General features: G+C 64.4%; 14 protein-coding genes. 6 read left to right on the plus strand and 8 right to left on the minus strand.

All coding sequences use genetic code 11. From position 1 onward, the window contains the following. Nucleotides 1-41 precede the first annotated feature (41 nt). From hisG to hisS, 3 genes are read right to left on the minus strand one after another with little or no spacing between them, the layout of a single operon-like run. The gene (gene hisG / locus EB230_RS28515; RefSeq protein WP_172374381.1) at nt 42-740 is read right to left on the minus strand and encodes an ATP phosphoribosyltransferase; all 699 of its coding nucleotides are present in this window, start codon (nt 738-740) and stop codon (nt 42-44) included. After that, nucleotides 737-1,858 carry an ATP phosphoribosyltransferase regulatory subunit gene (locus tag EB230_RS28520; RefSeq protein WP_172374382.1) on the minus strand — a complete coding sequence of 374 codons (1,122 nt, stop codon included), beginning with the start codon at nt 1,856-1,858 and terminating at the stop codon, nt 737-739. Before EB230_RS28520 ends, hisG begins: the two co-directional genes overlap by 4 nt. 11 nt (nt 1,859-1,869) lie before the next feature. Continuing rightward, on the minus strand, nt 1,870-3,363 hold the full coding sequence (hisS, locus tag EB230_RS28525) for a histidine--tRNA ligase (RefSeq protein WP_056565810.1): 1,494 nt from the start codon (nt 3,361-3,363) through the stop codon (nt 1,870-1,872). A gap of 147 nt (nt 3,364-3,510) precedes the next feature. On the opposite strand from hisS, the gene EB230_RS28530 reads away from it, so the two are divergent. Further along, complete coding sequence (locus EB230_RS28530; protein ID WP_348646672.1) at nt 3,511-3,867, plus strand: hypothetical protein; 357 nt, start codon at nt 3,511-3,513, stop codon at nt 3,865-3,867. A 3-nt stretch (nt 3,868-3,870) separates the two neighbouring features. On the opposite strand, the gene EB230_RS28535 is transcribed toward EB230_RS28530, so the two are convergent. Next, nucleotides 3,871-4,509, minus strand: coding sequence for a DNA-3-methyladenine glycosylase I (locus EB230_RS28535; RefSeq protein WP_056565261.1), 639 nt, complete (start codon nt 4,507-4,509; stop codon nt 3,871-3,873). Between the two features lie 213 nt (nt 4,510-4,722). Between EB230_RS28535 and EB230_RS28540 the strand changes: the two genes are divergently transcribed. Continuing rightward, the gene (locus EB230_RS28540) at nt 4,723-5,463 is read left to right on the plus strand and encodes a L,D-transpeptidase (protein WP_056565264.1); all 741 of its coding nucleotides are present in this window, start codon (nt 4,723-4,725) and stop codon (nt 5,461-5,463) included. Between the two features lie 263 nt (nt 5,464-5,726). Next, nucleotides 5,727-6,647 carry a bifunctional 5,10-methylenetetrahydrofolate dehydrogenase/5,10-methenyltetrahydrofolate cyclohydrolase gene (locus EB230_RS28545; protein WP_172374383.1) on the plus strand — a complete coding sequence of 307 codons (921 nt, stop codon included), beginning with the start codon at nt 5,727-5,729 and terminating at the stop codon, nt 6,645-6,647. Between the two features lie 10 nt (nt 6,648-6,657). Here the strand turns inward: EB230_RS28545 and glcF are convergent, their stop codons facing one another. From glcF to EB230_RS28565, 4 genes are all read right to left on the minus strand, one after another. Continuing rightward, nucleotides 6,658-7,983 (minus strand): glycolate oxidase subunit GlcF, encoded by a 1,326-nt coding sequence (glcF, locus tag EB230_RS28550; RefSeq protein WP_172374384.1) that lies wholly within the window; start codon nt 7,981-7,983, stop codon nt 6,658-6,660. Nucleotides 7,984-7,993: 10 nt separating this feature from the next. Continuing rightward, nucleotides 7,994-9,199, minus strand: coding sequence for an FAD-binding protein (locus EB230_RS28555; protein ID WP_172374385.1), 1,206 nt, complete (start codon nt 9,197-9,199; stop codon nt 7,994-7,996). Nucleotides 9,200-9,263: 64 nt separating this feature from the next. Further along, nucleotides 9,264-10,760, minus strand: a complete 1,497-nt coding sequence (locus EB230_RS28560; RefSeq protein WP_056565817.1) for an FAD-linked oxidase C-terminal domain-containing protein — start codon at nt 10,758-10,760, stop codon at nt 9,264-9,266. Nucleotides 10,761-11,033: 273 nt separating this feature from the next. Continuing rightward, entirely contained in the window at nt 11,034-12,356 is a 1,323-nt protein-coding gene (locus EB230_RS28565; protein ID WP_172374386.1) for a DUF3422 family protein, read from the minus strand. Nucleotides 12,357-12,564: 208 nt separating this feature from the next. Here EB230_RS28565 and EB230_RS28570 point away from each other — a divergent pair, with 208 nt between their 5' ends. The 3 genes from EB230_RS28570 to EB230_RS28580 are packed head-to-tail and all read left to right on the plus strand — an operon-like array spanning nt 12,565 to nt 15,335. Continuing rightward, entirely contained in the window at nt 12,565-13,368 is an 804-nt protein-coding gene (locus EB230_RS28570; protein ID WP_056565276.1) for an FCD domain-containing protein, read from the plus strand. A gap of 25 nt (nt 13,369-13,393) precedes the next feature. After that, the gene (locus EB230_RS28575) at nt 13,394-14,530 is read left to right on the plus strand and encodes an alpha-hydroxy acid oxidase (RefSeq protein ID WP_056565280.1); all 1,137 of its coding nucleotides are present in this window, start codon (nt 13,394-13,396) and stop codon (nt 14,528-14,530) included. Nucleotides 14,531-14,567: 37 nt separating this feature from the next. After that, complete coding sequence (locus EB230_RS28580; RefSeq protein ID WP_056565283.1) at nt 14,568-15,335, plus strand: metallophosphoesterase family protein; 768 nt, start codon at nt 14,568-14,570, stop codon at nt 15,333-15,335. The last annotated feature ends 29 nt before the right edge of the window (nt 15,336-15,364 follow it).

A 15,364-nucleotide genomic window follows, 5' to 3' on the forward strand; every position in this document is an offset into this window, starting at 1 on the left:
TCGATGGTACTGGAGTTTTGTTCCGTGGAGGGGAGCGATCGTTACCCGACCGCCGCCGCCATCTTCGTGACGATGTCGCGCAAGATGGCTTCATCACCTGTGGCACGCGCCTTCTTCGACGCGACCAGACAGGCTTGCGACTTCAACACGACGCCGTCGCCCAGCACCTTGAGATGGTTGGCCCGCAGCGTCGAACCGGTCGTGGTGATGTCGACGATGACATCGGCAAGTCCGGCCGCCGGCGCGCCTTCGGTGGCCCCCAGGCTTTCGACGATGCGATAGACCTGGATGCCGTGCTTCTGCGAGAAGAATTGCTGCGTCAGCCGCCAGTATTTGGTGGCAATCCTCAGCCGCCTGCCATGACGCTGGCGGAAATCGGCGGCAACGTCGTCGAGGTCGGCCATGGTGTCGACATCGAGCCAGATCTCGGGCACGGCCACCACGACGTCGGCATGGCCGAAGCCTAGACGGGCGACGATTTCCGCGCGCGCTTCCCAGTCGGCCAGGTTTTCCCGCACCAAATCCTCGCCGGTGATGCCGAGATCGACCGCACCCTGGCCGATCTCGCCCGCTATTTCGGACGCCGACAGGAAGGCGACCTCGACATTGTCCAGACCCTCGACGCGGGCGTGATATTTGCGCTCGTCGCCGGGCAGGCTGATGGCGAGGCCGGCCCTGGCCAGCACGTCCAGCGCCAGCTCTTTCAGCCGGCCCTTCGACGGAATGGCCAAGGTGATCATGGTGCCGTCTCCCGCAACGCCTCGATGCGGTCGAGCCAAACCGAAAAGCCGACGCCGGGGATGGCCGTCTTGGCGCCAAGCAATGTCAGCAACCGGTCGTAGCGGCCGCCGCCAGCCAAGGGGCGCTCGTTATCCTGCACCGCGATTTCGAAGACCACACCAGTGTAGTAATCGAGCGGACGGCCGAAGGCGGCGTCATAGCGGATGTTTCCTGCCGGCAAGCCATGCGCCTCGATCGCCCGGGCACGGGCGGCGAATTTTTCCAGCGCGGCACCCAGTGAAAGCCCGGCACCAGCGGCGAAGGTCTCCAGCGCCTCAGCCGCGCCATCGAGTGGCACGTCGATCGCCAGAAAGCTTTTCAATGCCGCGAAGGCCTCATTCGACAGCCTCACGCTGCGCAATTCGGCCTTCTCGATCAATCGCCGCGCAATGTCGGACGGTGAGCGCCCGGCCGTTGCCGAAAGCCCAGCCTCTTCCATGCCGCCTGCGATGTGGGTCGAGAGACCTTCGAGATCGCCATCGAGGACAAGGGCGGCGACATCGCCTGAGAGCTGGCCGTTGCGCGGCGGGTTGGCGAGATCGGCAAGTGCCGCCTGCAGCATCGGCGCCGAGCCGAAGGCACGGGCCAGCCGCATGCGCCAGCCGCGCGGCAGACCGAGTGCGGCCAGCACCGCTTCGAAGATGCCCTGGTCGCCGAGCGTGACCGTCAGCGGCTGGCCGGGCAGCACCAGCGACAGCAGCGCATGCGCATCGGCCACCGAGCGGGCATCGGCTTGCGCCGTGTCGCGGTCGCCAAGATCCTCGATGCCGGCCTGGAAGAATTCATTGCCGCCTTCGCGACGCTGGCGGAACACTTCGCCCAGATAGGAATAGCGGCGCGGCGTGCCGGCCTGCGAGCTTATGTGGTCGAGACAGACCGGAATGGTGAATTCAGGCCGCAGGCACAATGTTTGCCCGGTCTCGCTTTCGGTGAGGAAGATGCGGCGCCGCAGATCCTCTCCGGCCATGTCAAGGAACGGGTCCGCCGGCTGCAGGACGGCAACCTCGACCGCGTGCGTGTCGCGCGCGGCGAAGAGGCTGGTGATGTCGGCTGCAATGGCGGGATAGCGCGAGGTCACTGGCCGCGCTCTTATTTCGCGCGATCGGCAGCCTGCGCCACCAGGATCTTCTTCACCTCGGCGACCAGTTCACTTTCCGCCACCGTGACTTGCGCCGGGCGGGCGGCGCGCCATTCGGCGTTGTCGGTGATTTCGGCGGACATGCGCGCGCCTTCGATCAAATCCTTGATCTGCAGCTCGCCCTTGGCGCGCTCGTCGCCACCCTGGATGATTGCGACCGGGCAGCCGCGCCTATCGGCATATTTGAGCTGCGCCTTCATCCCGGCGCCGCCGAGATACATTTCGGAGCGGATGCCGGCCGCGCGCAATTCGCCCACCATCTTCTGGTAGCGGCCGAGGCTCTCGGTATCCTTGTCCATGACCAGCACGACGACCGGTGCTATCACGTCGGCGCTGTCGAGCTTGCCGAGGTTCTTCAGCGCCGTCATCAACCTGGAAACGCCAATGGAGAAGCCCGTCGCCGGCACCGGTTCGCCACGGAAGCGCGAGACGAGGCCATCATAGCGGCCGCCACCGCCAACCGAGCCGAAGCGCACGATCTGGCCGTCCTCGTTGGGGATTTCGGCCAGAAGCTCGGCCTCGAAGACCGGGCCCGTGTAATATTCGAGGCCGCGCACGACGGAGCGGTCCATGGCGATGCGATCTTCGCCGTATCCGGCGGCCCGGACCAGGGCTTCAATCGTCGCGAGTTCGCCGACGCCTTCCTGGTAAGTCGCGTTGGCGTTGACGCTGGCATCCTGGCCCTGTGCATTGCGCGCTGTCGCCAGGAGAACCGCCCCGGCCTGCTTGTCATCCAGGCCGGCACCCTTGGCGAAATCGCCCTCGCCTTCCTTGCCGCCATCCCAGCGCCCCGGCCCAAGCAGAAGCTTCACGCCTTCCGGGCCGAGCTTGTCCAGCTTGTCGATCGCGCGCAGCACGGTCAGGCGGCGTCCGGAATTTTCATCACCGCCGAGGCCGATTGCCTCCAGCACGCCATCGAGCACCTTGCGGTTGTTGACCCGGATCACATAGTCGCCGCGCTTGATGCCGAGCGCTTCCATCACGTCGGCCATCATCATCGCCATTTCGGCGTCGGCGGCGACACCCGGCGTGCCGATCGTGTCGGCGTCGAACTGCATGAACTGGCGGAAGCGGCCGGGGCCGGGCTTTTCGTTACGGAACACCCAGCCGGAGCGGTAGCTGCGATAGGGTTTTGGCAGGCGTTCGTAATTCTCGGCGACGAAACGCGCCGTCGGCGCGGTCAGGTCGTAACGCAGCGACAGCCACTGGTCGTCATCATCCTGGAACGAGAACACGCCTTCATTGGGCCTGTCCTGGTCGGGCAGGAATTTTCCGAGCGCATCGGTGTATTCGATCAACGGCTGGTCGGCGGGCTCGAAGCCGTAGAGCTCGTACACCGAGCGGATCGTCGCCATCATCTTCTCGACGGCGCGAATGTCCTCGGCGCTGCGGTCGGCAAAACCGCGCGGCAGCCGCGCTTTCGTCTTTTCCGATTTATCGGCCATGAGATGCTTGCCCGGAGTTTCGTGATGCTTGCAGGTCAACAATGTTGCGATTTTCGCAACGCGCGTGTCCTAACCGATGAAGCCCAGAGCGGCAAGGGTCGCCGCCTCGGACCAGCCCGGATCAAGAGAAGACAGAAGCGAACTTCCGTGAAACAAAAACGCACGGAAAATGAAACAATCGCGCATGAGCGCGGCATCGTACCGACACAATCGGAGCCGATACAGCGCATCGACATGAAGGGGTTCGGGAATATGACCAGCGCAGTGAAATTCCATGCCGATGGCGACGCTGGCGCGCTGCCGGCGCGGCTGCGCCCGGCGGGCATCCATGCACCGAAAGTGCTTGGCCAGGCTGCGGGCCCGTTCGATGTGCCGGCCGCCACCGACAACGGGACTTCCCTGCGCGAAGCGCTGGTGACCGGGCTGCTGGTCATCTATCCGACGGTGGCGACGGTGGTGGCAATCATTGCCGGACTTTTCCTGGCCAGCGCCAACGGCACCTGAACGTCACTTCGGCCGCTTGAAAGCCTTCCGTTCCTTCTCGACCTGCTTGCGGCAGACGCAACCTTCGAGATGGTCGTTGACCAGGCCCATGGCTTGCATGAAGGCATAGACCGTGGTCGGGCCGACAAAGCTCCAGCCGCGCTTCTTCAATTCCTTCGAAATCCGCACCGAGACCGCCGTGGTCGGATTGGCACGCAAATGGGCGAGATCGACAATTCTGGGCCGCTCCTCCTTGCCGGGTTCGAATTTCCAGAACCAGGCGGCGAGCGAGCCGAACTCGTCCACCATCTCGCGGGCGCGCTTGGCGTTGTTGATGGTCGAGACGATCTTGCCGCGATGGCGGATGATGCCGGCATTGCCGAGCAGGCGCTCGACATCCTTGTCGGTGAAAGCGGCGACCTTGTCGAAGTCGAAGCCGGCGAAGGCCTCGCGAAAATTCTCGCGCTTGCGCAATATGGTCAGCCACGAGAGGCCCGACTGGAAGCCTTCGAGGCAGATTTTTTCAAACAGCCTGCGGTCATCGGCCACCGGCCGGCCCCATTCATGGTCATGGTAATGGAGATAATCGGGCAGGTTGCCATGCCAGAAGCAGCGCGCGACACCGTCGGGACCGGCAAGCAGGCCGGTGTTTTCATTGCTCATTGCGAAAAATCCATCCGTTAACGCGCTTCCGCGCCGCTTTTACCGTGGCTTTACCAGATTCCTGAACCGGGCGGTAACCACACCAAAGGGTTTACTGGCAGAACCGCATTTTACGCATTCCGATTCATGTTTCGGTTGCTGCTTGCGCGCCAATGATCGCTGAACCGGGAGCGTTTCCACCCGGTTGTATCAGACGATCAAGGTGCGTTCCCGATGAAGAGAGTTTTGTTTTCCGTGCTCGGCGCCGTGGCTGTATTTGCCGGCGTCACCCCCTCGGCCGCTGGCGACCGCTATGCCGACAGGCCGCCGGTCATGGTGAGCCCCGATCTTTCCGCCCCCTGGGTGCTGCAGCTTGGCCGCGCGCCCGGCATCGTGCGGCAGAGCCGCCAAATCGTGCAGCAGCCGCGCCTGCGCACCGCGCAACCGGCACAGCCCGACCGGGTGCAGACGGCCGCCGTGCAGCCGCCGGCCAAGCGCATGGTGATGCGCCCACAGATCAACCCGGTCTACCTGCCGCAGGAAGTCGCCTATGACGGCCCGCAGAAGCCGGGCACGATCGTCATCGATACGACGCAGAATTTCCTCTTCCTGGTCGAGAAGAACGGCAAGGCACGGCGCTATGGCGTCGGCACCGGCAAGCCCGGCTTCGAATGGTCGGGCACACACAAGATCACCAACAAGCGCGAGTGGCCGGACTGGCGTCCGCCGGCGGCAATGATCAAGCGCGAGGCCGCCAAGGGCCGCTATCTGCCGACCTACCTGGCCGGCGGCATCGAAAATCCGCTTGGCGCCCGTGCGCTCTATCTCGGCACGACCGAATACCGTATCCACGGCACCAACCAGCCGTGGACGATCGGCGGAGCGGTGTCGTCGGGCTGCATCCGCATGCGCAACGAGGACGTTGTCGATCTCTACGAACGGGTCAATGTCGGAACAACGGTCGAGGTGATATAATAGCTCCAGCGAATCACCTGACCGGGAAATACGTCGTTTCCGGAATTTGGAAGGAATAACGGGGGACGGGCCGTATGGGGATGCGGTCGGTCGAGAAGGGCAGTGCGGGAGACCGCGCTGCCCTTATCTTTTTTGATCGGCGTCGGGTGCCCGCGACACGGCCCGCGTCGTTGCGTGCGCAAAAGGCATGGCGGTTCGCTTTCGTGCTGCCATCTTCGATGTTCTTTTGCTATGTCGGCGCCAACGAAAGAAAGAGTTCATCCATGTCCCTGTCCGATGACAGCCGCTACCTCAAGGGCGGCCCGGTTGCCCAGCGCATCATCGCCGCCGTGCGCGAGGATGCGGCAATCGCCAAAGCCGAGGGTTTTCCGCCCAAGCTGATCTCGATCACCGTCGGCGATACCGACGCGGTTGACGTCTATGTGCGCAACCAGCGCGCCAAGGCTCAGCTCGCCGGCATCGATTTCGAGGAACGGCGTTTTCCCGCCACCATCACCGCGGGTGAACTCGAAGCCGCCATCCACGGCCTGAACGCGGATCCACGCGTCACCGGCATCATCATCCAACGGCCGGTGCCCGCCCATATCCCGATCAAGACGCTGCAGGCGGCGGTGCATCCGCTGAAGGACGTCGAGGGCATGCATCCGGCCTCGATCGGCAACATCGTCTACAACCAGCTCGATCTGGCGCCCTGCACGGCGGCGGCCTCGGTCGAACTGCTCAAGGAAACCGGCCTCGACCTCAAGGGGCTGGAAGTCGTCATCGTCGGCCATTCGGAAATCGTGGGCAAGCCAATCGCGTTCCTGCTGATGAGCGAAGGCGCGACGGTCACGGTCTGCCATCACATGACGCGGTCGGTCGCCGCACATGCGCGCCGTGCCGACGCGCTGTTCGTCGCGGTGGGCAAACCCCGGCTGATCAAGGCCGACATGGTGAAGCCAGGTGCGGCCGTCATCGATATCGGCATCAATTCCGAGGTCGGACCGGATGGGATGAGCCGCATCGTCGGCGACGTCGACACCGAAAGCGTGCGTGAAGTCGCCTCCTGGATCACGCCGGTGCCGGGCGGCGTCGGTCCGATCACGGTCGCGATCCTGCTGCGCAACACGATGGTGGCGCTCAGCCGGCAGCGCGCGCGGTACGAGGCGACCTACGGCACGGCGGACAAGCTCGCGGCGGAATAAGCGCCGACCCCTACTCGGCGGCGATCGGGCTCCCGTCCAGAACGCCGTCCGGCTTTGGCCCGCCATAGGCCCAATCGAGCAGTTTTACCGTGTGCACCACCGGCATCCTGGCGACGGAGGCAATTTGCGTGATGCAGCCGATGTTGCCGGTGGCGACGATGGAAGCTCCCGTCGCCTCGATGTTTTTCACCTTGCGGTCGCGCAGCTTGGCCGAAATCTCGGATTGCAGGATGTTGTAGGTGCCGGCCGAGCCGCAGCACAGATGGCCCTCGCGCGGCTCGCGCACGATGAAGCCGGCCCTGGCCAGCAGATCCTTCGGCTGGCGGACGATCTTCTGGCCGTGCTGCATGGAGCAGGCCGAGTGATAGGCGACGACAGTGCCCGGCTTGCGCACCGGCTCGGGCAGGTCGAGACCGGCCAGATATTCGGTGATATCCTTGGCCAGCGCCGACACACGCGCGGCCTTGTCGGCATAGGCCGGATCAAGGCGCAGCATGAAGCCGTAGTCCTTGATCGTCGTGCCGCAGCCGGATGCTGTTATGATGATGGCATCGAGCCCGCCCTGGTCGATGGCACGCGTCCAGGCATCGACATTCCGCCTCGCCGAGGCAAGGGCTGCCTGTTCGCGCCCCATATGGTGGACCAGCGCGCCGCAGCAGCCCTCGCCCGGCGGCACCACCACCTCGACGCCGAGGCGCGTGAGCAGCGAAATCGTCGTGTCGTTGATTGCCGGATCGAGCACCGATTGCGCGCAGCCGGTGAGGATGGCGACGCGACCCTTTTTTGCCCCCTGTCCGGCATGGATGCCCGGCGTGGCCGTCGGCGAAGCCGCCGGGATCGATATCGGCGCGAGCTTGAGCATCGCTCCAAATGGCTTCAGCGCCGGGATTGTCTCGAACAGACCAATGAAAGGCCTTCCCAGTTTCGCCAGTCTGAGCGCGGCGCGAAAGCGCGTGGGATAGGGCAGAACGAAGGCCAGCATGGCGCGGGTCAGGCGGTCGAGCAGCGGCCGCTTGTAGGTTTCCTGGATGTGAGCGCGCGCATGGTCGACCAGGTGCATGTAGTTGACGCCCGACGGACAGGTGGTCATGCAGGCCAGGCACGACAGGCAGCGGTCGATATGGGTGACGATCTCCTTGTCGGCTGGGCGGCCGTTCTCCAGCATGTCCTTGATCAGGTAGATGCGCCCGCGCGGTGAATCGAGCTCGTTGCCCAGCGTCACATAGGTCGGGCAAGTGGCGGTGCAGAAGCCGCAATGCACGCATTTGCGCAGTATCTTCTCCGATTCCGCGACATGCGGATCGGCAAGCTGGGCAAGTGAAAAATTGGTCTGCATCGCTGATTTCCTAGGCCATGCGGCCGGGATTGAGGAGGTTCCTCGGATCGAACTCCTGCTTCAGCCGTTGGCTGAGCGCGGCCAGTGCTGGCGCCTGCGGCTCGAATACCGGCAGGGCGGCGCGATGAGCGGGAGCGGCGCGCACCAGCGTCGCATGGCCGCCGCCATGTTTGCGCAACAGTCCACGCAGCAGAGCGGCTTCCGGGTCGCCCTGTTCCATGCGCAACCACACCAGTCCGCCCTGCCAGTCGTAGAAGGCGCTGACGGCGGCCTGCATGCGCAGTGTCAGGACCATCTGGTGACCTTGGGTAGGTGTCATCGAGACCCGCCAGACCGGTTTCTCGCTGCCGTCGGCGAAGGGCCTGATATCGCGCACATCTTGCCAGATCAGCCGGGAAGCCTCGCCCGAAATCTCCTCCAGCGGCCCGGCCTTGCCGAGCAGCGTCTTCAGCGCGGCGACGCGATAGGCGACGGACGGGCCAAAACCTTCGACCCGAAGCAAGGTGGCGGCTTCACTGCCGAGCGTGCCTCCCGCGACGCGCGCGGCGATCCGCTCGGGCAGATGGGCGGCACTCGACACTTCCGCGCTGGAGCCAAGCGCCAAGGCCATGGCGCTTGCCGCGGCATCGTCAAGCAGGCCACGCACGGCGAGCGTCACCTCGGTTTCGGCAGCCGGCAGCACCTTGAAGGTAACGTCGGTGAACACGGCCAACGTGCCCCAGCTGTTGGCCATCAGCTTCGACATGTCATAGCCAGTGACATTCTTGACCACGCGCCCGCCGGACTTGAAGGCCTCGCCCCGGCCGGAGACGACGTTGATGCCGAGGATATGATCGCGCGCCGCCCCCGCCTTCAGCCGGCGCGGCCCGGACAGGTTCGCGGCCAGCACGCCGCCGATCGTGCCTTTGCCCGGCTCGCCGCCGAGCAGCGGGCCGTAATCCATGGGCTCGAAGGCCAGCTGCTGGCCGTTTTCGGCCAGCAGCTTCTCGATTTCGGCCAGCGACGTGCCGGCCTTTGCCGACAGCACCAGGTCTGCGGGTTCGTAAAGCGTGACACCGGTGAGTTTCGACAGGTCAAGCGTGTGCTCCGTCTGCAGCGGACGGCCGATGCCGCGCTTGGAGCCGTGACCAAGGATTTCGATCGGCGTCTCTTCCACCACCGCTGAGGTAACGGAGGACAGGACTTCTTCTGACGTGGTCGGGGTGAAGGTGGTCATGGCCGTCCCTGGTTCCTCGCCCCCGCATTGCGGGGCGAGGAACCCCCGTTCTGATAGGCCATCCTCAGAACCTCGGAATATCCGGGAACGCCACCTGTCCCCGATGCACATGCATGCGCCCCAGCTCCACGCAGCGGCGCAGTTGCGGGAAGACTTTTCCCGGGTTGAGCAGATGGTTGGGATCGAAGGCGCATTTGACGCGCATCTGCTGGTCGAGATCGGCCTGGTTGAACATTTCCGGCATCAGGTCGCGCTTCTCGACCCCCACCCCATGCTCGCCGGTGAGCACGCCGCCGACCTTGACACAGAGACGCAAGATATCGGCGCCAAAGCTTTCGGCCTTGTCGAGTTCACCGGGCACATTGGCATCGTAAAGGATCAGCGGATGCAGATTGCCGTCGCCGGCATGGAAGACGTTGGCGACGCCAAGCCCGTATTTTTCCGACAGCTCGCGCATGCCGGCCAGCACGCGCGGCAACTCCTTGCGCGGGATGGTGCCGTCCATGCAGTAGTAGTCGGGCGAAATGCGGCCAACGGCGGGGAAAGCCGCCTTGCGCCCAGCCCAGAAAGTCAGCCGCTCCTGCTCGGATTGCGAGATGCGACAGGTGGTCGAACCATTGCGGATGGCGATAGCCTCGACCTCGGTGATGAGATGATCGACCTCGACGGCCGGCCCATCGAGTTCTACGATCAGCAACGCCTCGACATCCAGGGGGTAGCCGGCATGGACGAAATCCTCCGCCGCATGGATCGCTGGCCGATCCATCATTTCCATGCCACCCGGAATGATACCGGCGCCGATGATGTCGGCAACGCACTGGCCGCCCTGCTCGCTGGTGGGGAAACCGATCAACAGCGCGCGCGCTGTCTCCGGCCGCTTGAGGATGCGGACCGTGACCTCGGTGACGACGCCAAGCAGGCCTTCCGAACCCGTCATGACGCCAAGCAGGTCGTAACCTTCGGCGTCGAGATGGCTGCCGCCCAGCCGCACCACCTCGCCATTCATCAGCACCATCTCAATGCCGAGCACATTGTTGGCGGTAAGGCCGTATTTCAGGCAATGCACGCCGCCGGAATTCTCCGCGACGTTGCCGCCGATCGAGCAGGCGATCTGGGAGGATGGATCGGGGGCGTAATAAAAACCCTCCTGCTCGACGGCAATGGTGATGCCGAGATTGGTGACGCCCGGCTGGGCGACAACGGTGCGGTTGGGATAGTCAATGGCAAGGATGCGGTTGAAGCGGCTCATGACCAGCAGGACCGCGTCTTCCAGCGGCAGCGCGCCGCCGGACAGCGAGGTGCCCGAACCGCGCGGCACGACGCGGATGTTGCGGTCGTTGCAGTATTTCAGCACGCGGGAGACCTGCGCCACCGTTTCGGGCAGCACGACGACCAGCGGCAATTGCCGATAGGCGGTCAGGCCATCGCTCTCGAAGGCGCGCATTTGATTGGTCGCGTCAACGACGCCCTCGCCCGGCACGATGATGCGCATATCCGCGACAATCTCGTCGCGCCGGCGCATCGTGGCGTCGTCTGGTTTCGGCATGGCCAGGCCGGACATCAGCAGCCCCATTCGCTTTACTGGTCAATATCTTTTACCAGTTAAGCGAGCCGGTTGCAAATGCCGCGGCGTGAAGACACTCGTGCAAGGCGCGTGAGAAGCTTCCGTAGCGGCAATCTGCCGCTGTTTCCCCCTCCTTGTGGCGGGGTCGCGAACCTAGCGAGCGGGCTGGGGGTCAGCGCGGCGTTTCATGAAGCATCTCCCCGGCTCGCGATCTTCGCTTCGCTACGACCATGAGCCGACCCTTCCACAAGGGGGAGAGTGAGGCAGCCGCTACTCGCCTGGGTGCTTCGACGGCTCGGAATGCATCCGGCGCACGCGGCGCACGCCCCACCAGACCAGCAGGATGGCCACCGGCACCGAAGCGGCGGTGACGACCTCCGGCGCGAAGGCGTGGCCGAAGATCGAGGCGCCCTTGGCGACATAGCCGATGAGGCCGACGACGTAATAGGAGACGGCGGCGACCGACAGGCCTTCAACGGTCTGCTGCAGGCGCAGTTGCAGGCGGGCGCGGTTGTTCATCGAGGCGAGCAGGTCGCGGTTCTGCTTTTCGACCTCGACATCGACCCAGGTGCGCAGCAGCGTCGTGGCACGGGTCAGCTTTCGTGACAGATTGGCCTGGCGCTCCTCGACCGAACGGCAGGTGCGCATTGCTGGCGCAACGCGGCGCTGCAGGAACCCACCCCAGGTGTCGTAGCCCGGCACGGCCCCTTCCTCGAGCGCTTCCAGCCGCTCGACGACGATGCCGTCATAGGCGCGGCTGGCGCCGAAACGGTAGAGGCTCGACGCGGCGTCCGCCTCCAGTTCTGCGGCGAGTTCGGTCAGGTCCGCCAGCAACGTCTGGCTGTCGCGGGTCTCGGCGACCTTCATTTCCAGCGTGGTCTGAGCCAGCCTGTCCTCGATGCGGCGGGCGCGGCCCGACAGGGTCAGGGCCAGCGGCAACCCGAGCATGGCCAGCGTGCGGTAGGTCTCGATGTCGATCAGCCGCTGCGACAGCGCCCCGGTACGGGCCGGCGTCAGCCCGCGATCAAGCACCAATATACGGGTCATGCCGTCGCCATCCTGGCGAAAATCGGTGACGATTGCCGCGTTGCCGCGCTCGACCAGCGAGTAGCACAGGCTGGTCGGGTCGAAAGCCGCGATCAGCCGCTCGCTGACTTGCGTCCATTTGCGGATTTCGAGCCGGATGCCCGAGATGACGGTTCCCGGCGGCGAAAAGCCGTTGCCGAAGGGCGAATCCTCCTGGGTCCTGCCATTTTCAGAAAGCGGTCCTTCCCACAGATAGGTCGAGAATTCCGTATGCCGCTCCCAGCGCAGCGAGCCCTTGCCCCACTTCATCGCATGGTGGCGGGCCTGGCGATCGGGCGCGGCAATGCCGAGGCGCCGCGACAGTTCGGAAAGCACGGCGTGGTCGACGCCGGAGCCGCCCTCCGTCATGAAGGCGAGTTGCACGAGGACGCGCGGCTTTTCAATGAGCGGATGCGGCCGGGCGTGGACCTCGCCGAGTGCGCCGGGCCGGCCCTCATGCGCGGGAAAACCCATGACGCTGCCCTTGGCTCGTGGCTGGAACTCGAGATTGGACGGGTCGTCTGACACGGCTTGTCCCCCGGGTTTCTCTGAACCCTCTTGCGTTCGCGTCCCTCTAGGGCCAATCGCCTGACGACGCAAACAGCAAGTTTAGCCGAAGATCACAGAGCGCCGAGCGGTGAAACCGACGCGCTTCGACCAATTGGATAAATAATTTGACCAGTTGGCGACGCAGGCTTTATCCTATGCGACACCGGTTCACCGTCCAGGCATTCCGTTGAGCGACATTTTTTCCAGGATTGAGCATTCGCGCACCGCCGACGAGGTCGTGCAGCAAATCGAGAGCCTCATCCTCGAAGGGGTGCTGCGCACGGGCGATCGCCTGCCCGGCGAGCGCGAGCTGGCACGCCAGTTCGACGTGTCGCGGCCGATCCTGCGCGATGCCCTGAAGGCCCTCGAAGGGCGCGGGCTGCTGACGACCAAGGCCGGCGGCGGCACGCATGTCGCCGACATTATCGGCCAGCTGTTCACCAAGCCGGTGGCCGACCTGATCTCGATGCATCGCAAGGCGGTGACCGATTATCTGGAATACCGCCGCGAGATCGAGGGCATCGCCGCCGAATATGCGGCGCGGCGCGCCACCCCGGAGGACCTTGCGCTGCTCGACCGCATCATGGCGCGCATGGACGAGGCGCACCGCACCGGCGATTTCGACGACGAGGCTGAAATCGACGTCGAGTTTCATCAAGCAATCTGCGAATGCGCGCACAATATACTGCTCCTGCACACGCTGCGCTCCTGCTATCGGCTGCTGTCGGAAGGCGTGTTCCAGAACCGGCTGCTGGTGTTCAGCGTGCCCGGCGCGCGCGAGGCGCTGCTTGCGCAGCACAAGGCAATCCATGCCGCTGTAAAGGCCGGCGATCCCACGGCGGCCCGGCAGGCGGCGATGGACCACATGATTTATGTCGAGCGGTCCATGGCCGAGGCCGAGCGCAGCGGCGACTGGCAACGGGTGTCGCGGCTGAGGCTGCGGCAGCGTTCGGAAGCCGGCGATAGCGAACCAGCACGCAGACGCTCCTAGTCATTTCGATCAAGCGGGGACCATCATGAGCGACATTCTCACCATCGCAGACCTCAAGGATCTCGCCCGCCGGCGCGTGCCCAAGATGTTCTTCGACTATGCAGATTCCGGCGCCTGGACCGAGAGCACCTATCGGGCCAACGAAGAAGACTTCCAGAAGATCAAGTTCCGCCAGCGCGTCCTGGTCGACATGAGCAACCGCTCGCTGGAATCGACCATGATCGGGGAGAAAGTGTCGATGCCCGTGGCGCTGGCGCCAACCGGCATGACCGGCATGCAGCACGCCGACGGCGAGATGCTGGCGGCGCGGGCGGCCGAGGAATTCGGCGTGCCCTTCACCCTGTCGACGATGAGCATCTGCTCGATCGAGGATGTCGCCTCGGTAACGAAGAAACCGTTCTGGTTCCAGCTCTATGTGCTGCGCGACAAGGATTTCGTGCTCGACCTGATCGACCGGGCGAAGGCGGCAAAGTGCTCGGCCCTGGTGCTGACGCTCGACCTGCAGATCCTCGGCCAGCGACACAAGGATGTCCGCAACGGGCTTTCGGCGCCGCCCAAGATGACGCTGGCCAACATCATCGACCTGGCCAGCAAACCGCGCTGGTGCCTGGGCATAGCCGGCACCAAGCGCCGCACCTTCCGCAACATCGTCGGCCACGCCAAAGGTGTCGGTGACGTCTCTTCGCTGTCATCCTGGACGACGGAGCAGTTCGATCCGCAGCTGTCGTGGAAGGATGTCGCCTGGATCAAGGAACGCTGGGGTGGCAAGCTGATCCTGAAGGGCATCCTCGACAAGGAGGATGCACTGATGGCGGCCAAGACCGGCGCCGACGCGATCGTGGTTTCCAACCATGGCGGGCGCCAGCTCGACGGCGCGTCGTCATCGATCATGGCGCTGGAAGAGATCGCGGACACGGTCGGCGACAGAATAGAAGTGCACATGGATGGCGGCATCCGCTCCGGCCAGGACGTGTTGAAGGCGCTCTGCCTCGGCGCCAAGGGCACCTATATCGGCCGGCCATTCCTTTACGGCCTGGGCGCGCTCGGCAAGGAAGGGGTTACCAAAGCGTTGGAAATCATCCGCAAGGAGATGGACATCACGCTGGCGCTGTGCGGAAAGCGTCTGGTCACCGACATGGGCAAGGACCAGCTCCGGCGCTAGGGCCCGGTGACAGCCTGACCACGGAGACCACGAGGCGTTGGCGGAACCCGGCATCCATTTTCTCGACGCGCATGGGCCAGAGGATGTGCGCCTTTACGCGATCGGCGACGTGCATGGCCGGCTTGACCTGCTGGCCGCCATGCACCAGCGGATCGCGAGCGAGCTGGAATGGAAACCGGTTCGCGATTGGCGGGTGATCCATCTCGGCGACTATGTCGACCGCGGGCCAGATTCCAAGGGCGTCATCGATTTTCTGATCGAAGCCCGAGAACGCGATCCGCGCAACCTGATGCTGGCCGGCAACCACGACATCGGCTTTCTCGATTTTCTGGGAAACCCTGAACCGGAAGGGCTCTTCATGCGCTATGGCGGCGTCCAGACGGCGCTGTCCTACGGAGTCTCCCTCACCCCGGACGCCAGCTGGTTCGGCAAGACGGAGACGATGAGACGCGGACATCAGGCCTTGCTCGAAGCCGTGCCGCAAAGCCATGTCGATTTCCTGCGGTCGCTGCCGTTCTCGGTGACATCAGGCGACTTCTTCTTCTGCCATGCCGGCATCAGGCCGGGCATTGCGCTGGACAAGCAGAGCCCGCAGGACCTGATCTGGATCCGCGACATTTTCCATGATCACACCGGCCTGTTTCCGAAGATCGTGGTGCATGGCCACACCCCGGTCCCCGAGGCCGAAGTGATGGCCAACCGCGTCAATGTCGACACGCTTGCCTGGCAATCAGGCATGCTTACCGCGCTCGTCGTCGACGGAGCGGACAAACGCATCCTGGAAATGACAATAAAAGAAGCTTGAGCCGCGCCGCGGGAAGCGTCGCCAGCGAG

Source organism: Mesorhizobium sp. NZP2234, from assembly GCF_013170765.1.
Classification (GTDB): Bacteria; Pseudomonadota; Alphaproteobacteria; order Rhizobiales; family Rhizobiaceae; genus Mesorhizobium; species Mesorhizobium loti_D.